The sequence below is a fragment of the Psychrobacter sp. M17(2026) genome (assembly GCF_055699815.1).
Genome location: NZ_CM146741.1, coordinates 395,973 through 419,698 on the forward strand (window position 1 = coordinate 395,973; position 23,726 = coordinate 419,698).

The window sequence follows — 23,726 nt, forward strand, 5'->3', positions numbered from 1 at the left end:
TTTCGGGGCTTTTACTTGCGTACTAGTAACTACCCTTAAAGGTTAGCTATCAGTATCAGTATCTGTATCACCCGTCTCTACCTTTTCAGCCTGCGTCGGCTTTTTATGCTCAGTCTTTGGCTTACGACTGCGAGCCTTTGGCACTTTTGCAGTCGTCAAACTGAACATGCCAGTCTGTGGTAATAGCTGCTCAGCGACATTCTCAATCATGTTCTTATAGCTGGCAATAGTGGTTTTCGACTTATTACCTTGACTGTCGTCTTTTGCTAATGCCTCTGATTCTAGCGAAGAGCCTTCAGCGTGTAAAGAGCCTTCACCTGATAGCTCGGCACTTTTGGCTTTCAAGCTTGCATCAGCCTCTAACAGCTGCTCGCTTTCAGCACTGACATCATCCGCTTGCATAGCAATAGTTAACGCGGTTGCAGCAACGTTGTGCGCATCTACGTCATCGGCACTACCATCGATACTATCGGCATTGTCCTTTTGAGTGTTATCCGTTGTAGCACTCTCTTGTAATGACACCTCTGAGGTCTGTGCTACAAAGCTTGGATGCTGACCACGCGGATCATTGCTAGCGCGTTGAGTGATAGTGCTTGGCGCTACCGACGTCTTACCTTGATCCGCTGCAAACTGACTCACTGCTGCCGTCATCGTCTTAAAGCGACTTAGGTAATCAGCGCTCAGAGGCTGATAGCCATAATTACTAAAGTCAAAGCTAGCGCCAGAATTATCACTATCAGCAGTCGCAGCATTCATTGCAGGCTTCGCTGGTGAGTTGTGCTCAGCAATCGCCGCGATAAAGCAATTGATCACGCCGTCCTCTTCTAGACGCGCCTGTGCTTTGGCTAAGGTTGAATGAATAAATTCACCAACCGTACCACGTATAGCAGGTGCTTTGACTAATGTTTGCTCAGTTGCAGGTAGCTGCGTTTCTGACGACTGTACTTGCTGCGCCCGAACCACACGCGGATCGTTGCTGGCTTGACCGAACTTAGCGGCAGTAATGTAACGCTCAGCAAACAGCTTTTCAGGAGTCAGCGACTGTGCTGATTGATTCGCTGGCACAGTTTCTGTCGCCTGATCTTTGTCTGTCGTTTGAGCTTTGGTGGCAGTATTAGCAACTTCACTAACGACATCTTTAACTGTATCGACAGTATCAGTATCAGTTGCAGGCACTACAGCTTCATTGACAGTCTCTTTACTATTATCAGCAACCTGTTGCTCCGAGGGTGCAGGCTGCGACTGGCTCTGGCTCGCAGAGCTTGTCTCAGTCGCGATATTAGCAGCACTGTCTTTAGCGGCATTGTCTTTAGCAGCACTGTCTTTAGGTAATTCAGCTACCTTTTCAGCTTTTACAGTTTCAGACTCAGTCGTTTTCTGCTCTACTTTAGCCGCTTTACTATCATCTAAAGATAAATGCACGATCTCATGCGACTTAAGTTTTGCTGGCGCCTCATTGATTTGTAGAACAACTTCATTAGGGTTCTGATTGCTACGGGCATCAGCTCGGTTGTTACTGCTAGCGGCTTGTTGACCGTTTTGCTTAGCATTATTATCAGTAGGGCTATCACTGTTTGAGCCAGTTAAGGTCTCATTACGCTCAAGCGTTCCACGTGAGCTACGTTTGCTATGCGGCTTACGCTTGCTACGTGCTTGCTCATCAGCTGTGCTAGGGTCTTTACTAGCATCGTTACTGCTATCATTTTGAGTGCTGTCTTGACGACTATTGCGACTGCGCTCATTTTGGCGTCTATTGTCATTACGCGGCTCATTGCTACGTGTATTGCGATCATCAGATTTGACATTCGTCGCGTCACTAGTGTTGGCATCGTTATTGTCTACGTTATTACTAGTGCTACGATTGTCTTGTGTCTCATTATCGTCACGCTGCTCTCTTCTTTGGCGCGGCTTTGATGATCTTGACTTACGTGCCTTACGTCTTCTTTTGTCATCATTACTCTCGTCATCATTATCGTTATGGCGATTATTTTGCTGACGATTGTTTTGATTATCTGAAGTTTGCTCATCACGCTGCTGATTTTGTCTATCACTTTGTTGGGTAGATGAGCTTTGAGCGTTAGCTAAAACACTGCTATCTACCTGACCAAATGAGCCTAAGCTGGTCGCCCCAGTATTCACTAGTGTTTCGATAGCTTCAGCGGCGTCCGTACTACTGACACTGTGTGCTGTTTGGGCTTGTGGCGCTTGAGAAAACAGATTGGACAACCAAGCGACGGCTTGCGGCTTAGCAGTAATAGCTGGTGGCTGCGTATTGTTTTGTGTAGCTTGATTTTGTGGAGCATTGTTTTGTTGAGTACTGCTTTGTTGAACGTTATTTTGTCGAACACTTTGAGCGACATTCGATTGAGCCTGATTGGCCACAGCCTTGTTATTGTTAGTGCTATTATTGTTAGTGCCATTATTGTTACGATGCTCATTACTATGAGTCACTGTATTGGTATTTTGACTTTTATTTTTGTTATTATCTTGCTGATTGCTTGAACGCGCGCTTTTATCTGCAATAGCCTTTAGTGGCTGGCGTGTAGGCTGCTGTTCAGGACGCGCTGAATCAGCGGTCTGCCAGTCAACATCGTAGCCTAGGTCACTGTGCTCTTGGGCAGTATCAGTAATACGCTCATAGCTTGATGGCGCAAAGCCATCACGGTTAAAGTGCAATTTAAAGTTCGGCGACTCTAGATGAGCATGCGGTAGGATAGTAATACGAGTACCACTATCTTGCTCAAGATAAACTAAGCTGTCGCGCTTTTCATTTAGCAAAAAGGCGGCGATATCAGTAGGTACTTCTGCTTGTACTTCACCTTGACGCTCTTTGAGAGCAATCTGTTCAATTTGGCGCATAATTGATAATGAGAGCGAGCGCAGATCACGAATCATACCATTGCCATGACAGCGCGGACAGATATAGCCTGTAGACTCTTCTAACGACGGACGCAAACGCTGACGACTCATTTCCATCAGACCGAACTTGGAGATATCGCCGAACTGTACGCGAGCACGGTCATATTTAGTGGCATCAATCAGCCTTTTTTCGACTTCCTTTTGATGCTTATTGTCATTCATATCAATAAAATCAATGACAATTAAACCGCCCATATCACGTAGTCGTAACTGGCGCGCGATCTCATCAGCCGCTTCTAGATTAGTATGATAAGCAGTTTCAGCAACATCTGAGCCTTTAGTCGATTTGGCTGAGTTGATATCGATTGAGACTAAAGCTTCGGTCTGGTCAATGACAATAGAGCCACCTGATGGCAGACGAACTTCACGCTGATAAGCAGTCTCGATTTGTTTTTCGATGTTAAAGCGCGAGAACATCGGCTCATAGTCGGTATATTTGCGTAATTTTTCTGCTTGTTTTGGCATAACAGCATCTATAAAACCTGCCGCTTCGATGTAAGCATTTTCGTTATCGATCCAAATCTCAGCGATATCATCACGCAGGTAATCACGCACCGCACGGGTAACCACACCAGCTTCTTGATGCACTAAACGCGGAGAAGGGTACTTTTGATTCTGCTCTTGAATAGCTTGCCAGATATTAAGCAGATGATTGAGATCATGCTGTAAGTCTTCTTGCGTTTTGCCGATGCCCGCAGTACGTATAATGACGCTCATACCTTTGGCCAGATCAAGATTGCTCAGCATCCGCTTCATATCTTCGCGTAACTTGCCTGAGATTTGGCGAGAGATACCGCCACCGCGTGGGTTGTTCGGCATCAGTACTAAATAACGTCCCGCTAATGACACATAGGTCGATAGGGCAGCGCCTTTATTACCGCGCTCCTCTTTTTCGACTTGCACGATCAGCTCATCGCCTTCTTTGATCAGCTTTTTGATGTTTTCATCGCGTGGATTGCCACTTAGATATTCGCTTGATATTTCACGAATCGGCAAAAAGCCTTGACGCTGTGAGCCATATTCGACGAATACCGCCTCTAAAGAAGGCTCGACACGGGTGACATGGCCTTTATAGATATTGGATTTTTTTTGTTCGCGAGTACGGTTTTCTAGATCAAAATCATAGAGATGATTACCCGTACAAAGGGCAACACGGATCTCTTCGTTTTGAGTAGCGTTGATCAAAATGCGTTTCATAATAGTTTCCTATGAGTACGCAGAGCAACGACAAGGCTTTTGTTCAAGAACAGGAGCAAGAATAATATTAATAGATAATCAATATCAATATAATAAGAAGCGATCAAATTAATAAATAACTTAAATAGGTCAGTCAAACAAAGCTCGGTCAAATACAGGTCTGTAAAACTGATACTATTCACTCTAAAGTTCGGCTATAAGCTCAAGCGTTTAGATACCTACGAGTTCAGCTATTCCGCTAAACCAAAGCGTTATCCTAAAATAAAGATGATTATAATTTAAACCTATTTTAGCTATTTGACCGCACTATGAAGCACTGTATTTAGCTATTTAGATACTTAAATTAATTAGACAGCGTGTAAGACTGTCAGCATCTACCTTCTCAGGTTATATTTCAAAGTCACGTCACTGACATTAGTAAGTCATTATATTCAAGATAAACTTATCTACTGACACGATCTTTCACTATATTATCAATAGCCTGTCATCCGCTATAAGTCGTAAGCTTATTGTGATTCGAGACTAAAATTTAGTCATTCTATTAATTGGTCATTCTATATTACAAAATAATAAAGGATTATCGGCTAAGGTCTCGCTATGTAAATAGTCAACGGGGCGCACTTGGCAAACGAGATAATCTTTTACAAGAGCTTAGTTATAAGCGCTTAAAGTACTAGCTTTGTAAGAGCTTATAAAATAAGAGTTTAACTATTATTATCTGTTTGGCCGCCGATATTTAGGCAGTAGAAAAATCCTAACTTTAATCTATCATTCCTTGCTCAACTGCACATATCCATCAAAGCTGCAAACCAAGTTGTAAAATCTGCAAATCAAGTCGTGGTCATACGTTTAGTGAGTAAATGGAGTAAAATTTTGCTCAATAAGTAAGGCTATTGGCCTGATTTATCAAAGCATAGTTATATAAGCACTGCTATAAAAACGTTTGTTGTCAAAAATAATGCTAATAAAAAAGCCATTAGTACAAAAAGCTATCAAAATACTGGTTTTGCTAAACAGTTAACAAAAATTTAATTAGGCATGATCTACATATCAGTAAGATCCTCGCCCTAAAAATCAGATGAAGCACACAAAATCAGCAAAGACATCAATGAGGTTTTGATACCATAAACTTGGTATCATGAACTTAGCATCAGACTATTTAGCTGCGAAGACTACCCAGCTAAAAAATCAATAGCAAAAATAGTAATCTCTTAGCACAATAATTCACAATGAATGATTCACGATGATTATTATTGCAAGCTCTGCTCAATTGGCATTCAACATGCTAAACTATAGCAAATCTTTAAGCAAATCTCTAACTAAAAATGACAAACTCCAAAATGACTAATGACGCACCCGTTCACGAAGCCCCTGCTATCTTCAATAGTAAAACTCGCCCACAAAGCGCTGACGACGAGATCAGCAACTTTGAAAAGGTGAATTATCTAGAGGTTACACGCCATCAACACGATCAGCGCCTAGATAATTTTTTGCTGAATCGTCTCAAAGGCTTGCCTAAGCCTCATATCTACAAGATGATCCGCTCCGATGAGGTACGCGTCAATAATAAGCGCTGTAAGCCACACGATAGAGTGCAGCGTGAAGATGTAGTGCGTATCGCGCCTGTTGTACTGGCTACTCGTGAGAAGCCTATTATCAGTACTGAGTTTGCCAAAAGCTTGCTAGCACGCGTAGTCTACGAAGATGAAGGTATGATGGTGCTGAATAAACCCTCAGGTATAGCTGTACATGGCGGTAGTGGACTAGATTTTGGAGTGATTGAAGCCATGCGCGAAGTCACTGGAAAAAAATATCTGGAGCTAGTGCATCGTATTGACAAAGATACCTCAGGGCTGCTGATGATCTCGAAAAAGCGCTCAGCGCTTAAGACGTTGCAACAGCATCTCGTCGATAAAACTATTCAAAAACATTATTTGTGCCTAGCCAAAGGGCAGCCAATACTGAATGAGCAACGTATTGACGCGGCATTACTGCGCTATACGCTAGCTAGTGGTGAGCGCCGAGTAAAAGTAGATGCGCAAGACCCGCAAACCAAAGAGAGCCAAACGGATATCATTGTGCATAGCCGCTTTATGCACAATAATCAGTCTATTAGCCTAATAGAAGCTAAGCCGTTGACGGGACGTACCCATCAGATCCGTGTGCATTTAGCGCATATTGGTCATGCCATCTTAGGCGATGACAAGTATAACGTCCATGATAAGTCAGGCGTACATCGCTTGTGCCTGCATGCTTGGCGCTTAGATATTCCAGGTTATAAGACGATTACCGCACCACTACCTGAAGATATCGTCGCCTTACTGCCAGAAGGTACTGATCTGCCTAAATAGGCTTAGTCACTATTCGGTAAAACATAAAGCCAAGCTAATAGCTTGGCTTTATGTTCAGTCTTATTCCTACTTACTGATATTATGTTATTTACTGATACTATCTTTATTTCAGCGTTCATAAGGTTTGTTTATGAGTGAAGCGCATGCCAAACGTCCACTACCTGCTATTGGCGTCTCTATGACAACACTACAATCAGCAACTGATTGTTTAGCGAGTAAAAAGCTGATCATCTTTGACTGGGATGGCACATTAATGGATTCAATAGGCTTGATCGTTGAGGCCATGCATAGTGCCGGAGAGGCGCATAGCTTCTCTACTACTGACAAACACATCAAAGATATTATAGGGTTAAGCTTAGATGTAGGTATCGATATTTTATATCCAAATGCGACTGTCAAGCAAAGGCTAGCTATTCAAAAAAGTTATAGCGATTATTATATTGCTAACAGTTACCGTACGCCCTTTTTCCCTGATATTGAGATCATGCTGCAAAAATTACAACAGCAAGGTAAACAGCTTGCAGTAGCAACTGGTAAAAAACGCCGCGGTTTAGAAAGAGTACTAACGGCTTCTAATAGCCATGATTATTTTGTCAGTACACGCTGTGCTGATGAGTCTGCCTCTAAGCCTGATCCAAAAATGCTGATTGAGGCTTTACTAGCAGTGGATAAGCAAGTCGCTGAGGCGGTATATGTTGGCGATAGTATCTATGACATTCAAATGGCAAATCAGATAGGCATGACTAGCATAGCTGTCGACTACGGTACGGCATCTAGCGCAGAGCTTGCTGCTCAGCGGCCAACTTATCAGGTCGCAACACCACAAGCTTTGGCCAACTTATTGACTGTCTAGCGCTTGGCAGATGAGTACTGTAAATGAATACTGCATGTAAGTACTTATAAAAACAATAAAAAGGGGTTATCATTGTTAGTGATAACCCCTTTTTTTGTATCTATTATGAACTCATTGTAAGCTTTAAAATAAAAGCTTATTTATCACTTTCAGGTTCAGCAGCTAAGTTAGCAGCGTCTAACTCAGCATTCAGTGACGCTAGATCAGTCTGCTCATTAAAACCTGCTGCGGATACTTTTTCATCATCTAGCTTATAGTCATACCAATTGCCCATCACGCCAGCCAATTCGTCTAACCCCTCTTTTCTAAGCGCTGAAAACAGTTGAATAGTGCAGTTTAGCCCGAGCTTTTTGAGATGCTTGCGGGTATTAAGCAGTGCATTCTTGGAGGCACCATATTTCATCTTATCAGCTTTGGTTAGTAGAATATGGACAGGAAGGTTACCCTCATTGGCCCAATGTAGCATCTGCTCATCGTAAAACTTTATAGGATGACGGATGTCTGTTAGTAGCACTAAACCTGCTAAGCTTGAACGCGCTACTAGGTATTCCTCAAGCTCAACTTGCCATTCCTTTTTCATCTCTAATGGCACTGCTGCATAGCCGTAACCTGGCAAGTCCACGAGTCGTCTATCGGTATCACCAATACTAAAAAAGTTAATCATTTGCGTGCGCCCAGGGGTCTTGGATGAGCGTGCCAGCTGCCGCTGATTGGTCAGCGCATTGATGGCAGATGATTTGCCAGCATTTGAGCGTCCAGCAAAAGCAACCTCAAACCCAGCATCTGGTGGGCAAAGACGAAAAGTAGGAGCTGAGGTCATAAACTCAGTTTGTTGAATTCGCTGACGGGCTTTAGTATTAAAAGCCGCATGTTCAGCAGCAACATCATTATACGGGGTACTCATAAGGAGCTCATTAATATTTAATATTTAAAATCAAGTGACTAATTGCTTAAGTGACTAATTAGTGTGGACACTATTTAATAGCATTACCTATAATCTCTATTGAAAATAGCACTATTGCCATCATATATAGAATAACACTAAATTCAAACAAGGCTCAAAGAAAGTTGCTGATAGTGCTTAAGCTTTCCTAAAGTTATTGATGAAGCTTTGCAGGATTTTCCTTACATAATTTGTTACAATATAGGCTAAGTTGGAAAGTTTGACAAAGAGCACCTATAGACTACAAATAAAGTCTATAGCGGATCTAAGGAGAGATATCATGCACATTATGACTCAATTATCGGCTAAAATTACGCGCCTATTAATACCTGTCTTTATCACTATTATAGGCAGTGCTGCTATGATGACAGCTGTGTCTGCTGCTGATATTGCAACGACTTATAGCGACTCCTGCGGTGCTTGTCATGATAGCGGTGCTTTAAACGCTATCAAAAAAGGGGATAGTGCCAAATGGCAGCAACTAATAGAATCTAAAGGTATGCCAGCGCTAGTAAAATCGGTCAAAAACGGTATGATTCAGATGCCTGCTGGTGGCTTGTGCAATAACTGTAGCGATGAGGATTATCGTGAACTTATAAAGTACATGAGTAAATAGGCAGTATTTACGATTATCAAACGCTATAATTTATGGTTAGCAAAACTACAGATGTTAAGATTAAGTAAGCAAATAGCGTGAAGTCTTGCTATAATAATTGCAAATAAACCCCGATGTCAGTAAGTACTTGCAAACGGTGTCGAATTAAGGCTTGTCATACTTAGCTACCTTACCGAATAGTAAGGTAGTTTATAATGTACCTAGTTACAGTTTATCTAGGATATAGTGTATCTGGGCTTTTATTAACGCAACCATTCTAAATAATACTTACGTCGAGTTAGTAGGATTCATATCAATGAAAAAGTTAATCGCTGCCGCCAGCTTATGTGTTGCAAGTTTCAGCGTACAAGCTGCTATCACCGTTCCTGAATATGACGCTAATGCTGGTAAAAAAATCGTCGAAGCACAATGTGCGGCCTGTCACGGTGTTAATGGGGTAAGTGTAGTGCCCTCTCAGCCTAATCTAGGCGGTCAAAATCCGAAATATCTGTATAAGCAATTGGTCAATTTTAAATCAGGCTACCGCGTTAATGGCATTATGCAGTCACAAGTCGCTAATCTATCACAGCAACAGCTTGCTGATGTAGCGGGCTACTACGCTGAACAAGCGCCTTGGGGAGTTGGTTTCGGTAATCCCGCTACGACTGCCGAGGCGACTAAGATCTTCTTAGGTGGTGACAAGTCGCGTGGTGTTATTGGCTGTGCAGGCTGTCATGGTCCAGATGCTGCTGGTAATACGTGGGCAGCATTTCCACGTTTAGGTGGTCAGCATGCTCAGTATATCGCCACTCAGCTCAAGCTGTTCCGCGCAGCTGGCCGTGAAGACGATGTCACAGGTGATGATCAAAAACGTTATAACGATGCGGCCAAAGAAGGCGATATGGGCATGATGCAAATGGTAGCCTCAAAACTATCAGATCGTGATATCCGCATTTTGTCAGATTATGTTAGTGCTATTCACTAATTGCTATTTACTGATATTAGTCATCAATGAAAATTATTAAACATTAATTTTTTGAATTGATGCTTAGCCAGTCGTTATCGTTACGTTTTAAAAGCCCCGTTCTCGGGGTTTTTTTACAGCTTACTATTAGCTTTCATAAAATCTATCTATAGCCGCGTATTAGTGGTCTGTATAATTGATTACCTTTTAACTTTAGATCGTTTGGATTGAGATTATGATGATCCGCTATGCTTCTTATTTTATGGCAGCATTATTGCCTTTATTACTGTTTCGCTTTTTTGTCAGCTCATCTATTGGCGAGATTGACTTTTGGCTATTGTGGTTACTGGCGATGGTCGTCGTAGCATTGCCAGTCGTTTATGCTGAGATTGCTTTAGCTTATCGCAGTGCTGAATCGCCACTAGCAGGTATGCAAAAGCTCACCCGCGAAGCGGATGCCAACTCCCTATGGCGCAGCTTTGGCTGGCTGGCAGCCGTAGTTGCGATAGTGATTGCCGCTTTGAGTCTATCGGCAGCAAGTAGTAGTCTATTATCAGCACTGAATGAGCTAAATGGCGCAGCTGATATTCCGCTATTTGCTATTGCCGCAGGCTTGATGGTAATTGCGGTGCTACTCAGCTTACTTGGTGCCGCGCCCTTACCGATTGGTTTAGGACTTATGGTGATTGGGTTAGTGCTAGGGGTTACTAGTGGGCTACCGCAAATTAGTTTTACGATGACTGATGTCAGCTTGAGCGAATGGGCGCGAGCCGTTGCTTTGGCCTTGGTCAGTGTTGGCGCTGGTACGGGATTATATTGGTTCGCTCAGCACTTAAACTATAATCAGACGTTGACCGTTGCTAACAACTCCGAAACTAACCATCAGCCACGAGCAGCTGCGATCTACCGTGCTTCTAGATTAGTACTGCCTATCTGGCTATTACAGCTAGTCGTTGGGGTGATAGCTTTATTCATAAGTGGTTTGAATCTACCACCTGTCGCTCAGATATTATATTCAGTAGGCGTGCTGTTTGTCGTGAGTTATTTATTGCATTATGCTGCGCAGCAGTTAGCGCATAAGTTCGGCGTGTTAATCAGCATAGCATTGACTTTAGTTTTGGGAGTGCTACTAGTAATAGCAGTACCAACCGCTTGGCTGGTTGGTGTGCTAGTCATTATTAGCAGTATCGCGGTTCTGCTATTATCCGTATTTGTTGGATGGCAAATGAAAATAAGTCATTTGCGCAAATCATTAAACTTTGCCAGTGAAGGTTTTTATAATGTGTGGCGGATAGCGATTCGTATCATCGTACCGTTAGCATTGGTATTAGCTTTATTAGGCTGGATATTACAGTGGTTGAGCTGATGAGTACAGATCATAGCGATAGCAGAGCAAAGCAGTCGATAACGGTGCATTTAGCTTATGCTAAGACGGCAACTGAGCAGCATTATCAGGCACTGCAAGTGATCAAGGGCAGCACAATATACGAGGCTCTGGAGCAGGCGGGATGGCTGAGTCAATTTACAGATTTAGCGTTATGGTGTCAGCAAGCTATAGATATCAAAGTGCCTACAGCTAAGCTGTGGCATGTCGGTATCTTTGCGCAAAAGCAGCCACTTAGCTATCAGCTTCAGCCCTTTGACCGTATTGAGGTGTATCGTAGCTTGAGCGCTGATCCTATGTCTCAGCGCAAAAGTAGATCTAGAAGTTAAAAGCTTAAATTCTTATATAAATAACCTTTTAGCGGCTATTTATTTAGCCTGAGGTAAGGTTTCGATACCTTCAATACGACTCACTAAGCTGTTGGCGTCAAAATAGATTATTAAATGCTGACTGGCGTCTCTTACATCAGCAATCCCTTTACGACTGCCCTCAGTACCTGCCTGAAAATCATAGACATAATCCCAGCGATTAGGGGCTAAAGTGTCCCTAATAGCAGGGCTACCTAGTATGTACAATACTTGATTTTGGCTCATGCCAAGCTTTAGCGACTGGGCTTGAGTCTGAGTGATTGGTGTACCTTGTGGTAAATCAATCTTATAAACACTAAATAGCGAACAACCTGATAAGGTAAGTGTAGCACCCAGACCGATGGCAAGGACAAGCTTGCGTAGAGTACGATTAGAAAAAATAGCTAATGAATTTATCATGATAAGATGACTCATAAAAATGGGTTAGGCTGGGCTAAACGTCAGTATAACAACGCATACCAGCAATCTTGGACAAATGATACGTCATTTACTTGCAATTGCCTATCACTTACGACATTATTTCATAAACCTAATTTCATAAGCCTTATAGGATAGCGATAGAGCAGATGTCTGTAACGCTCTAAGCTGTGCAGCTTAGAGCGTTTGTAGTCTGTAGACTAAAACTCTGTGCTTGCTAAATACCGACGAGCTAGTATGATTACTATAATAATTGCTTTATTATTAAATAAATAGCTTCTTAAAATAACCACTATGAACTACTTATATTTTAATTTTTACTTATTTGGACTTTAATAGTCAAAGGGAACATTATGTCTTTTACTAATCAAGATTTGCGTAAAGCGGGACTCAAAGTGACCTTGCCACGAGTCAAGATTCTGGAGCTGTTAGAGAGTGCAGAGCTTCATCACATGAGCGCGGAGGAAGTGTACAAAGCCCTCATTGAACAAGGTGAAGATGTTGGTCTAGCGACCGTATATCGAGTACTGACCCAGTTTGAGCAAGCAGGCATCGTTGAGCGTCATAATTTTGAAAATAATCTATCCGTATTTGAGATTACCCAAGAAGAGCATCATGATCATTTAGTCTGTGATATCTGTGGCAAAATTATTGAGTTTCACAATGCTACTATTGAGCTTGAACAGCTTGCCGTTGCAAAAGAGCATGGCTTTAAGCTCTCGGGACACTCGTTAGTGCTATATGGCATCTGTAATAATAAAGAGTGTCAAGATAGCGCTAAATAGAATGATTAGGGTCTGTTGAACATTCATAAATGAGCACTGCTGATAGCTAAAATAGTTCTAGTCTAAGTAAAAATCGCAGGTAATGCTTAGTGCATTGGCTAGATTTTTATAACGAATAGAACAATTTTAGCATCAGCCTGCAAGGACAGGACTCTTTTTTGCCGATTCGTCATTAAAAAGATCCGCTTAGAATGACTAAACTAGATATTTTTAATCTAGAATTGCCTAAAAAATAGTCTCTGTCAGTGCCAAGATCGAATGTTCAACAGACCCTAGTCTTTATGATTTTAATTCGAGATGCCATTAACCATTAAGCCTTCATAACGAAGGCTTTTTTGTGACTTTAAACTTTGTGATCTTAAATAAGGTTTTGCAAATTTGAACGACTTATTCTAATCGATAGTTTTTAATTAACAATTTCTACTCAACAATTAAAAAGTGTCTAAGGATAGGTTATCCAAGTCTTGATCTTGATCCTGAGCACTACTGCTATGCTTACTGTTTAGCTTGATTTGCAGGCGCAAATCATTAGGGGAGTCTGCATATATCATGGCATCTTCATAAGTGACTTCATTATTTTCATATAAATCAAACAGTGCCTGATCAAAGGTCTGCATGCCGTTGTTCCGTGAGCGCTTCATTACCTCTTTGATCTCATGCACCTCACCTTTACGGATATAGTCACTGATCAGTTGTGAGTTTAATAAAATCTCAATAGCGGCGCGACGCCCTTTACCATCAGGGGTAGGGATAAGCTGCTGAGCAATGATAGCTTGCAGGTTTAGCGATAAATCCATGAATAGCTGGCTATGACGATCGGCTTCAAAAAAGTGAATGATACGGTCAATAGCTTGGTTGGCGTTATTGGCGTGTAAAGTTGCAAAAACTAAATGGCCGGTCTCAGCATATTGAATAGCGTAGTTCATCACTTCACGATTACGAATTTCACCAATCAAAATAACATCTGGTGCTTGGCGAAGGGTATTTTTGAGGCCAGACTCAAACGATAAGGTATCGATACCCACTTCGCGCTGGGTGATAATGCAGCCTTGATGCTGATGGATAAACTCTATTGGATCTTCAATAGTAATAATATGACCATGCGAGTTTTGATTGCGATGCCCAACCATAGCAGCAAGGGTAGTCGACTTACCTGTACCAGTCGCGCCAACTAATAAAATGATGCCACGGTTTTTCATAGCCAGCTCTTTTAATAGAGGTGGTAATTGCAGCTCATCAACAGTCGGAATTTTATTCTCAATTTTACGTAGGACCATTCCTGGCATATCGCGTTGCACAAAGGCGCTAACGCGAAAACGGGCTAATTCAGCACTATCAGTGATGGCGAACTGACATTCATTAGTCTCAGAGAATTCTTTTCGTTGCGCAGGCGTCATCACCCCTTTTACCAAAGTATCGACTTGCTTGATAGTCAATGGCGTTTTACCCACGGGATGGATAACCCCGTTCATTTTCATTGAAGGCGCGACGTCAGCTGTGATAAATAAGTCAGAGCCATTTTTTTTGATCATTAACTGTAATAACTTATCGAAGTCCATAATAGAGTCACATATAAATAAAGAGTAAGGGTAAGTACTTAGTGATATTGAATATCAAACGTCCATCAACTTAACTTATAATAATTTTACTTATAAAAAGGCATCTGGTTGCTTGGCATAAGGTCTAGCAACTTCCTTACTAATAGTGCCTTTAGTTATTAGATTCTTGAGCGACTGATCTAAAGTAATCATCCCTTCACCTGCACCAGTCTGTATCGATGAATACATCTGTGCCACTTTATTTTCGCGGATCAAATTACGAATGGCGGGCGTGCCTAACATGATCTCATGCGCAGCCACTCGGCCACCTGTCTTACGGGGTAATAAGGTTTGTGAAATGACGGCTTGCAGTGATTCTGATAGCATAGCGCGAATCATAGACTTCTCAGAGGCTGGAAAAACATCAATGACTCGGTCAATCGTTTTGGCCGCTGAGCTGGTGTGCAAAGTGCCAAATACTAAGTGTCCTGTTTCAGCAGCGGTCAGAGCCAAACGAATGGTCTCAAGATCACGTAATTCGCCGACTAAGATCACGTCTGGATCCTCACGTAATGCTGAGCGCAGAGCAGGCTCAAAACCTAGAGTATCACGGTGCACTTCACGCTGATTAATCAAACTCTTTTTGGATTCGTGAACGAATTCAATAGGGTCTTCGATAGTCAAAATATGCTCTTTACGAGTCTCGTTAATATAATCCACCATAGCCGCTAGGGTAGTGGACTTACCCGAACCAGTAGGACCTGTGACTAATACCACGCCGCGTTTGAAGTCAGAGACGCGCTTAAACACTTCGCCCATGCCTAAGTCCTCCATAGTGAGCACTTTAGAGGGAATAGTCCGAAAAACTGCCCCAGCACCACGATTTTGATTAAAAGCGTTGACTCGAAAACGGGCTAAGTTTGGAATCTCAAATGAAAAATCCGTCTCAAAAAACTCTTCAAAATCTGCGCGCTGCTTGTCATTCATGATATCGTAAATCAGCTGATGAACGGTCTGATGGCTCATCACGGGCATGTTGATACGAGTCATCTCACCGTCAACGCGAATGATCGCGGGCATTCCTGCGGAGATATGCAAATCTGATGCGTTGTGCTTCACCGTAAAGCGTAATAAATCTTCAATACTCAACGTGCTTTTCTCAGACTTCATTGTCTATTCCTAATAGTAAATAAAATATACTCACATACCTATAATAGTTATTCATCTAGACTACAAAAATTCTATGTTACCCTATTTTGCTACAGGCAATGAGCCAATACTCTGTTAACAGTATAGATTAAATCATGTGACCCTATAATAACAACCTTAATTAATTTTAATGACCCTTTTAAACGTACAACTAAAACGTGAGGCTTTTATGAGTAATGATATGATCGGAAAGCTGCCAGACAATAAAAATGACAACATTGACAATGCTAATAATGAAAACATTGATCAAGCTGCCTTGATCGATAACTGGCAAAAAGTTAGCGAGCAAGTAGCACAAGCGCATAAGCAAACCGCTGAGCAACAGCATAGCAAAGCGGCGGCTAAAGTGACCTTGCTAGCGGTGTCCAAAACTAAGCCTGTCAAAATGATTGCGACACTTGTCAAGCAAGGCCAGCACGAGTTTGGTGAGAACTACCTACAAGAGGCGATTGAAAAGATCACAACTTTACAGGCCGATCCTGAGATGAGTGCTATTGTCTGGCATTACATCGGTAGTATTCAGCGTAATAAAACCCGCGATATAGCAGAGCATTTTGATTGGGTGCAGACCCTGGAGCGCGATATTATCGCCAAGCGCTTAAATAATCAGCGCCCTGATGATATGCCACCATTGAACGTACTTATTCAGCTCAATATTGATGACGAGGATAGCAAATCAGGATGTCTTCCAGCAGAATTACCTAAATTGATTGCGACTATTAAGGGTTATGAGCGCTTGCAACTGCGCGGACTTATGATCATTCCTGCCAAATCTGATACTGATGCATTTGCGCGGACTCAGCGATTATTTGCTGATATAAAACAGGATCATCCTGAGCTTACAGGATGGGATACCCTGAGCATGGGCATGAGTAGTGATATGAGTGAAGCTATCGATAATGGCTCGACTATGGTGCGAGTGGGTACGGCGATATTTGGGGCGCGTGATTAACCAACAACCGAGTCATATTCTACAAATTAACTTATGCTAATTTTCTTCTTCAAATTTAGTCACCAGTAATTGGTTGATCTTTAAATTTTCGGTAGCCAGAATCTCAAACCGATAATTAGTATACTCAATGCTATCGGTCTTTTTAGGGATTTTGCGCAACATATACATCATAAAGCCACTGATAGTCTCGTAGTTTTGACTATGCGGTAGCTCGCCCATACCCAAAGCGCGAATGACGTCTTCAATAGGCGTCATACCATCGATCAGCCAAGAGTTATCAGTACGCTGTACAATAGGCTGCTCCTCTAAAGTCACCAGCTCGCCCATAACGATACTCATCACATCCCTTAAAGTAATCACACCGACCACCAAGGCATACTCGTTAACGATGACCGCAAAGTCAGCGCCTGTTGATTTAAAGGTTTCAAGCACTTCAAATAAGGAGAGCGTGTCTGGGATAAATAGCGCAGGCTTTAGCAGAGCTTTATCCGTCAAACATACTTGCTGCTGCTCAAGCACTGAGGCCAAGAAGCTACGTGACTCGACATAGCCGATGATATGCTCTAAATCATCATCTATGCAGACCAAAAACTTATTATGTGGCTGCTTGATCATGACTGCGACTATTTGCTCTGTGCTGGCTTGGCTATCAAAATAGACCACATGCTCGCGCGGATTCATGACCGAGGTCACTGTACGCTCTTGCATCTCAAATATGTTTTCGATCAAGTGATGCTCTTGGTGCTTGATAACGCCTGCTTCTGCGCCAGCATCCATCACCGCATAAATATCCTCAGAGGTCATTTCATCTTTACGTACAGTTGAGATGCCTGCCAGTTTAAATATCAAATTTGCAGCGCTATCGAATACCCAAATAATGGGCTTTAGAATAAATATCAAAAATAGCATTGGTCTTACTAATTTTATAGCAATATTTTCAGTGTCTGACATAGCTAAGCGTCTGGGTATCAGATCAGCAAACAAAGAAAATATACTGGTAACTAGCACAAATGATATGACGGAGGATAGTGCTTCATTATGGAAAAGACGCTGCAAATAGGGGCTAAGAGCTGACTCACCTACAGCACCAGCTGAGATAGCGACAGCATTCAGAACGACTTGGACTAAGGTAATAAAATTACCAGGGTGCTCTTGCATATTTAGAACAACAAGCGCACGGATGTCGCCTTCTTTTGCTAGTACTTGTAGCTTGATCCTACGAGCAGCAGCAATGGCTATCTCTGCACTAGAGACTAGTGCACTTAACGCGATTAGTAATAAAAGAAACACACTAGCTGCTAGCAAGCTCATGAAATACTCGGATGAATGGGATAAAATAAAGGTGAGATTTAGAGAATAAAACCACTGAAAAAGAGTAGGATCAAATAATAAAAGACAAAAACTAAAAAAGCTGGGAAGCACCCAGCTGATAGTTATACGATTAGTTTTCGTTAGTTCAATTAGTCCTTTAACGACCACTTATTGACAAGTGGATAGCGACGCTCACGGCCAAAGGCTTTATGACTGATTTTGGTACCGATTGGGGATTGCACACGCTTAAACTCGCTGTTATTGACCATAGCAATAGTTTTGGCAACCAGTTCGGCCTCAAAGCCTTTGTCAATTATATCTTGATAGCCCATATCCTCATCGATATACAAGCTCAAAATACCATCTAAAATCTCATAATCAGGTAGGCTATCCTGATCGGTTTGATCAGCACGTAGCTCAGCTGATGGTGGGCGAGTGATAACGCGCTCAGGAATGACAGGCGTATCCTCTAAGCGATTACGATAGCTGGCTAAGTCGTAGACTTGCGTTTTATAAACGTCTTTTAACACATCAAAACCACCTGCCATATCACCGTACAAGGTTGAATAGCCTACTGCTAGCTCTGATTTATTACCCGTAGTAATCACTAAATGGCCAAATTTATTCGACAAGGCCATCAAGATAACGCCACGAGCACGCGCTTGGATATTCTCTTCTGTTGTGTCCGCAGGTGATTTATTAAATAATGGCGCAAGGGTATGGCGAATACCTTCAACGGCATCAAATATCGGACAAACCGTATAAGATACGTTTAAGCGGCGCGCTTGCGCTTGCGCATCCTCTAAGCTGATTTTTGAAGTGTATTCATAAGGCATCATCACCGCATAGACTTTATCCGCACCCAAAGCATCAACAGCGATACAAAGCGTCAAAGCAGAGTCTATACCACCTGATAGACCGATAATCACCCCAGTAAAGCCTGAATGATTGACATAATCACGCAAGCCTACAACTAAAGCTTGATACATCTCAGACTCACGGCTTAATGATAATGGCGCTTTGGCTTGCGTATCAAAAGTCGTCGTCGCCACATCCAAAGTGGTCAGCAACAGCTGACTCATAAAGCGTGAGGCTTCATGAGCAATCACTCCATCAGCTTGTACCGCCATTGAGCCACCGTCAAATACTAAGTCGTCTTGACCGCCAACGGCATTAACATAGAGAATCGGTAGTTTGTTTTCACTACTACGCTTAGTCAGCATAGTTTTGCGCATCTCTTGCTTGTCTCGCTCAAACGGTGAGGCATTTAGACTAATAACCAAATCTGCGCCTTGCTCTTTGAGCTCAGTGATCAGATTTTTCTCCCAAAGATCTTCGCAAATAAGCAGACCTATGGTAACGCCCTTATAGTCAAACAGTACTTGATTGCGACCTTTATCAAAATAGCGGCGCTCATCAAACACCCCGTAATTAGGCAGAAACTGCTTATGATAAAAGCCTTTTTGATGACCATTATGCAAGATGGCGGCTGAATTAAAAGTGCCGTGATGATCAACGTGTGGATAGCCGACGATCATGACAATATCTTCGATATCACTCAGATTTGCCAAAGCAGCTTTGATACGACCTGAGAGATTAGGGCGTAACAACAAATCTTGCGGAGGGTAGCCTAAAAGGGAAAGCTCTGGAAATACAATGACATCAGCGCCTTGAGTACGGGCTTCAATAGCTAACGTACGCATCTTTTCAGCGTTGGCGCTAATATCACCAACCAAAAAGTGTGACTGAGCTAGAGCAAAAGTGATGGTATTAGAGGCAGGGTTATCGGTTGTTGTATTAGATTGAGTACTGTCTTTTGACATTGTTATTTTTCCTATCAATATGATATTTAAAATGTAGTGGATTATTATTTATTTAATTTTCAAGTGAATGACTAAACCCATAATAGGCAGGTAAGCAATAAAATAAATAGTTTTAGAGCGTATTATAATTAAAATAAGTTAAACAACAGTCACACTAATTAAACAGTTGATGACCAATAATGCAAAATAAAAGTCTAAAAATAGACTTAATACAATTAAAGTGTAGAAAATAATACCTTTAGTATAACACCAATTATCTAGGCTAAGAGAACGCTATGGTATTTTAGCCGATTAAATGAGCGGGTATTATTGCTAATATAGCACAAGAAAATGCCCGCCTGTTTTGATAGCACTTCACAAGCGCAAACTAAGTCTCACACATAAAATTGTAAGTAAAAATTACAACATAGTGTTATATCTTTATACTAGGCTGTTGCATAATGAGCGCTTGAAAACACAAGCTTTTGGGGTGTTAACAAGGTATGATTTATAAGATTATTCTATATTCCTATTTATATCTAAAGTGGTAGCATCTTATTTGGCTCTCATTGTACGTTATTGGCTCATAAACTATGATTGAAAACTGGACAAAAGAGGTCGTCATTCAGCGACTGCTAGCGATTACTTTGTTAGTGATGTTGTTTATACTCTGCTTTCAAGTGGTACAGTTTTTTATTGTACCTGCACTTTGGGCGGCGATTTTAGCTTATGTTACTTTTCCTATTTATAATTTTTTCCATGAAAAAGTAGAGCTAAGTCCCAGCTTTAGTGCGGGGATTATGACCGTTAGTATCAGCCTTATGATCGGTGTTCCCTTAGTGGTCGGCGTGTTTATCTTGCAGCAAGAAGCACTGAGTCTTTATAGCAATCTTATCTATCGCGTAAAGGTTGGCTATCTAGATGTGCCTGAATCGATAAAAGGCTTGCCAATTATAGGCCAGCAGATTCAGGATGCCTTATGGAGAATAAATAAGAATCCTGAGGGTACATTAGATGCTTTTCGCGCTTGGATCCAGTCGCATCTTTACTATGGTAAAGTCGCGCTTGATGTAGTGCTAAGCAGCTTGGCTAAACTCGGCATGGCCTTGATGACGCTATATTTTTTCTATCGCGATGGCATCAGCTTAATCAAACAGATTCGTCAAGCGCTACGCAATATTATCGGTAATCGTATCGATGGTTATATCGATTCAGTAGGAACGACGACGCGCGCTGTGGTCTACGGCATTGGACTGACGGCATTGGCGCAGGCCATATTAGCTGGCATCGGATACTATTTCTCTGGAGCACCTAGTCCTATCTTAATGACGCTCATAACTTTTGTGGTAGCGCTGATCCCCTTTGGTACTCCGTTCGCATGGGGTGCAGTATCGATTTGGTTATTGAGCCAAGGTCAGACTGTAGAAGGAGTTGGTCTAGCATTATGGGGTATCTTGGTCATTAGCTGGGTCGATAATTTGATCCGTCCTATCGTTATTAGCGGCGCCACCAAAATCCCATTTATTATTATTTTTATTGGCGTATTAGGCGGATTAACTGCCTTTGGGTTTGTGGGCTTATTTATTGGCCCTGTCGTATTGGCAATCGGTCTGGCGGTTTGGCGTGAATGGATCACTCAGCATAAAGGCGATATTTTTGAGTCTAAGCAACCGCCAGTCATTGATAATCAGATGCTATTAAATTTTGATAAATCCGTTGAAGACGATGTGAGCCAATAATAATAAAAAGCCTTAAAATACAATTTTTGCAGCACTTATTCTTAAGTATTTTAATTGTAATTCTAAGACGACTGTAATTCTGAAACGACTATAATTCTGAGACGATTATGCCTACTAAAAACTCAGCTAGCTTTACTATTATTGCTGACAGCAATATTGCCAGCCTTGATGCTTTTTTTAATCCTCACACGTTATCCCAAGATCTAACACAAACGATAACTATCATCAGGGCTGTAGGGCGTGATATCGATGCGCAGCTGTTACATGATTTGCAGCCAGATGTGTTGCTCATTCGTTCAGTGACGCCTGTAGATGAGTCTCTACTAGCTGATAATACCAGCGTCAAGTTTGTAGGTTCTGCCACTATTGGCACTGACCATGTCGATCAAGCTTATCTGGCTGCACGTAATATCACTTTTGCTAATGCGGCAGGCTGTAGCAAGCACTCAGTGGCGCAATATGTGCTTACGGCGATTTTAACTTTGCGCCCTCAGTATTGGCAGCAGCCTTTAACTTTAGGTATTGTCGGGCTGGGCAATATCGGTAGTACTTTGGCTAAATATGCCACTGATTTGGGCTGGCAAGTATTGGGCTATGACCCACTGCTACCCCCATCGAATTATAATAATGCCAGCTTTGAGCAGGTAATAAGTCAAAGCAATGCTATCAGCTTACACGTGCCCTTAACCTTTAAGGGAACGACTAAAGATCAGGGTGCTGACTATCCAACACAGCATTTAATTGACGCTAGTGCTTTAGCATTAATGTCGCCTGATACTATGTTGATTAACAGTGCGCGCGGGCCTGTTATTGCCGCTGATGACTTAGAGCAAGATATTAAGAGCACTAAACGTCAAGTTGTGCTCGATGTATTTGAGCATGAGCCACAAATTGCTGAATCATTACTAGCTCAGCTAACGATAGCAACGCCGCATATTGCAGGCTATACGTTAGAGGGTAAACTGCGCGGTACGCAAATGATTTATGATGCGCTATGCGAGCAGTTTGAGGTAGAGCCAGTACAGTCTATGCACCAGCTAATACCTGTCAATATGTATCTGTGGTCTGAGCTCAAAGCACACCCTGATCGACTCGCAAAATTTTATGACATTATGGCGGATGACAAGTCGCTACGCTCGCAGATTTGTGATGGACAAGTCGCTGGAGCTGACTTTGATCAGTTGCGCCGTGATTATCATCTACGCCGCGAGTGGCAGTCCTGATGAGCCATTGAGTCTCAAAAAGCCATTGAGTCTTAATCAACACCATATTGAGCGATAAAAAATGAGCCAAGATCCTAATCTTTCTACTTCACCAACTTTTGATAAATCCCCTTACGCGCCAACGATGAGCTTAGCTATGGCGCGCCAACGTGCGCAAATGCTGGCTAGTATTCGGCAGTTTTTTGCGCAGGGTAAAGTGTTAGAAGTACAGACGCCACTGTTATCACAAGCAGGTAATACTGATACTTTTTTACAATCAGTATCAGCCAACGTCACTTACCAAGATAAACCCCGTCGCTATTATCTACACACCTCACCTGAATTTGCGATGAAGCGCTTACTTGCCAGCTGGCAGGTGGCTATGTATCAGATTTGCCCTGTTTTTCGTGATAATGAAATAGGCTCGCGGCATAATATTGAGTTTACTATGCTCGAATGGTATCAGCCCCACTATAATTTATCAGATATGGCGGATGAGTTGGCTAAACTGCTAGAGGCGCTCTACGGCTATCCTGTGATTATGAATCACTATCGTTATGTTGATGCGTTTATGGATTTTGTTGGTATTCATCCTTTGACTGCTAGCATTGACGCATTGCAAGCGGTAGCTGAGGATAAAGGGTTGACGGTTTTCAACACTGGTGGCATTTTGAATGAGCAACCATCAAATGAGAAAATAGATAGTGAGAATAGCCGCCAAGATTGGTTAGACTTATTGTTCAGTCATAGCGTCGAGCCGAATCTTGGGTTTGATTTACCGACGCTTATCACTGAATATCCACCTGCTACCGCCGCTTTAGCCAAGACCGCGATTGATAAAGACGGCAATTTGGTGGCTAAGCGTTTTGAGCTCTATATCGACGGTATTGAGATTGCTAATGCTTATGATGAGCTGGCAGATGGGTCAGCACTACGCGAGCGTTTCGAGCAGGATAATGCGTTGCGTCAGCAGCATGATCTGCCAGTCATGCCGATAGATGAGCATTTGCTAGCCGCTTGCGATGATCTACCGCCTTGTAGCGGTATTGCGGTGGGTATCGATAGACTGCTGATGGTGATTACGGGCACAAAATCACTACAAGAGGTCATTGCTTTCTCCAGTGGGCGAGCTTAAAAGCTAGTCACTTAGCCTATTTTATAATTGTCATTAAAAAGCGGATAAGCTTAGGGGCTTAT

18 protein-coding genes are annotated in these 23,726 nt (G+C 42.2%); 11 read left to right on the plus strand and 7 right to left on the minus strand.

Annotation, left to right across the window (positions count from 1 at the left end; translation table 11 throughout):
• Positions 1-42: 42 nt before the first annotated feature.
• Positions 43-4,116, minus strand: a complete 4,074-nt coding sequence (locus tag ACR63T_RS01735; RefSeq protein WP_472784579.1) for an Rne/Rng family ribonuclease — start codon at positions 4,114-4,116, stop codon at positions 43-45.
• A 1,340-nt stretch (positions 4,117-5,456) separates the two neighbouring features.
• Between ACR63T_RS01735 and ACR63T_RS01740 the strand changes: the two genes are divergently transcribed.
• Both ACR63T_RS01740 and ACR63T_RS01745 read left to right on the plus strand, forming a co-directional pair.
• Positions 5,457-6,467 (plus strand): RluA family pseudouridine synthase, encoded by a 1,011-nt coding sequence (locus ACR63T_RS01740; RefSeq protein ID WP_201571351.1) that lies wholly within the window; start codon positions 5,457-5,459, stop codon positions 6,465-6,467.
• Between the two features lie 178 nt (positions 6,468-6,645).
• A complete protein-coding gene (locus ACR63T_RS01745; RefSeq protein ID WP_201573700.1) occupies positions 6,646-7,320 on the plus strand; it encodes an HAD-IA family hydrolase in 675 nt (224 codons plus the stop codon).
• A gap of 136 nt (positions 7,321-7,456) precedes the next feature.
• Here the strand turns inward: ACR63T_RS01745 and yihA are convergent, their stop codons facing one another.
• Positions 7,457-8,224 carry a ribosome biogenesis GTP-binding protein YihA/YsxC gene (gene yihA / locus ACR63T_RS01750; RefSeq protein WP_201571352.1) on the minus strand — a complete coding sequence of 256 codons (768 nt, stop codon included), beginning with the start codon at positions 8,222-8,224 and terminating at the stop codon, positions 7,457-7,459.
• A 319-nt stretch (positions 8,225-8,543) separates the two neighbouring features.
• Between yihA and ACR63T_RS01755 the strand changes: the two genes are divergently transcribed.
• The 4 genes from ACR63T_RS01755 (at position 8,544) to ACR63T_RS01770 (ending at position 11,535) form a co-directional block, all read left to right on the plus strand.
• Positions 8,544-8,879 (plus strand): c-type cytochrome, encoded by a 336-nt coding sequence (locus ACR63T_RS01755; RefSeq protein ID WP_472784580.1) that lies wholly within the window; start codon positions 8,544-8,546, stop codon positions 8,877-8,879.
• 295 nt (positions 8,880-9,174) lie between these two features.
• Positions 9,175-9,843, plus strand: a complete 669-nt coding sequence (locus tag ACR63T_RS01760; protein ID WP_201571354.1) for a c-type cytochrome — start codon at positions 9,175-9,177, stop codon at positions 9,841-9,843.
• Between the two features lie 214 nt (positions 9,844-10,057).
• Positions 10,058-11,188 carry a hypothetical protein gene (locus tag ACR63T_RS01765; protein WP_472784581.1) on the plus strand — a complete coding sequence of 377 codons (1,131 nt, stop codon included), beginning with the start codon at positions 10,058-10,060 and terminating at the stop codon, positions 11,186-11,188.
• A complete protein-coding gene (locus ACR63T_RS01770) occupies positions 11,188-11,535 on the plus strand; it encodes an RnfH family protein (RefSeq protein ID WP_201571356.1) in 348 nt (115 codons plus the stop codon). The genes ACR63T_RS01765 and ACR63T_RS01770 overlap by 1 nt, the downstream gene beginning before the upstream one ends.
• Before the next feature lie 39 nt (positions 11,536-11,574).
• On the opposite strand, the gene ACR63T_RS01775 is transcribed toward ACR63T_RS01770, so the two are convergent.
• Positions 11,575-11,988, minus strand: a complete 414-nt coding sequence (locus ACR63T_RS01775; protein ID WP_305899483.1) for an outer membrane protein assembly factor BamE — start codon at positions 11,986-11,988, stop codon at positions 11,575-11,577.
• Positions 11,989-12,344: 356 nt separating this feature from the next.
• On the opposite strand from ACR63T_RS01775, the gene fur reads away from it, so the two are divergent.
• Positions 12,345-12,776 carry a ferric iron uptake transcriptional regulator gene (gene fur, locus ACR63T_RS01780; RefSeq protein WP_305899484.1) on the plus strand — a complete coding sequence of 144 codons (432 nt, stop codon included), beginning with the start codon at positions 12,345-12,347 and terminating at the stop codon, positions 12,774-12,776.
• Positions 12,777-13,207: 431 nt separating this feature from the next.
• Here fur and ACR63T_RS01785 read toward each other — a convergent pair whose 3' ends face one another.
• Both ACR63T_RS01785 and ACR63T_RS01790 read right to left on the minus strand, forming a co-directional pair.
• Entirely contained in the window at positions 13,208-14,335 is a 1,128-nt protein-coding gene (locus tag ACR63T_RS01785) for a PilT/PilU family type 4a pilus ATPase (RefSeq protein ID WP_472784582.1), read from the minus strand.
• Positions 14,336-14,425: 90 nt separating this feature from the next.
• The gene (locus tag ACR63T_RS01790; protein WP_305900247.1) at positions 14,426-15,463 is read right to left on the minus strand and encodes a type IV pilus twitching motility protein PilT; all 1,038 of its coding nucleotides are present in this window, start codon (positions 15,461-15,463) and stop codon (positions 14,426-14,428) included.
• A 241-nt stretch (positions 15,464-15,704) separates the two neighbouring features.
• Here ACR63T_RS01790 and ACR63T_RS01795 point away from each other — a divergent pair, with 241 nt between their 5' ends.
• On the plus strand, positions 15,705-16,475 hold the full coding sequence (locus ACR63T_RS01795) for a YggS family pyridoxal phosphate-dependent enzyme (RefSeq protein WP_472785210.1): 771 nt from the start codon (positions 15,705-15,707) through the stop codon (positions 16,473-16,475).
• A gap of 36 nt (positions 16,476-16,511) precedes the next feature.
• Here the strand turns inward: ACR63T_RS01795 and paeA are convergent, their stop codons facing one another.
• Both paeA and ACR63T_RS01805 read right to left on the minus strand, forming a co-directional pair.
• Positions 16,512-17,786, minus strand: a complete 1,275-nt coding sequence (paeA, locus tag ACR63T_RS01800; protein WP_305899487.1) for a polyamine export protein PaeA — start codon at positions 17,784-17,786, stop codon at positions 16,512-16,514.
• Positions 17,787-17,935: 149 nt separating this feature from the next.
• On the minus strand, positions 17,936-19,609 hold the full coding sequence (locus tag ACR63T_RS01805) for an NAD+ synthase (RefSeq protein WP_305899488.1): 1,674 nt from the start codon (positions 19,607-19,609) through the stop codon (positions 17,936-17,938).
• A 572-nt stretch (positions 19,610-20,181) separates the two neighbouring features.
• Between ACR63T_RS01805 and ACR63T_RS01810 the strand changes: the two genes are divergently transcribed.
• The 3 genes from ACR63T_RS01810 (at position 20,182) to epmA (ending at position 23,664) form a co-directional block, all read left to right on the plus strand.
• Positions 20,182-21,327, plus strand: coding sequence for an AI-2E family transporter (locus ACR63T_RS01810; protein ID WP_305899489.1), 1,146 nt, complete (start codon positions 20,182-20,184; stop codon positions 21,325-21,327).
• A gap of 107 nt (positions 21,328-21,434) precedes the next feature.
• Positions 21,435-22,550, plus strand: coding sequence for a 4-phosphoerythronate dehydrogenase (locus ACR63T_RS01815; protein WP_305899490.1), 1,116 nt, complete (start codon positions 21,435-21,437; stop codon positions 22,548-22,550).
• A gap of 61 nt (positions 22,551-22,611) precedes the next feature.
• A complete protein-coding gene (epmA, locus tag ACR63T_RS01820) occupies positions 22,612-23,664 on the plus strand; it encodes an EF-P lysine aminoacylase EpmA (protein WP_472784583.1) in 1,053 nt (350 codons plus the stop codon).
• Positions 23,665-23,726: the final 62 nt, after the last annotated feature.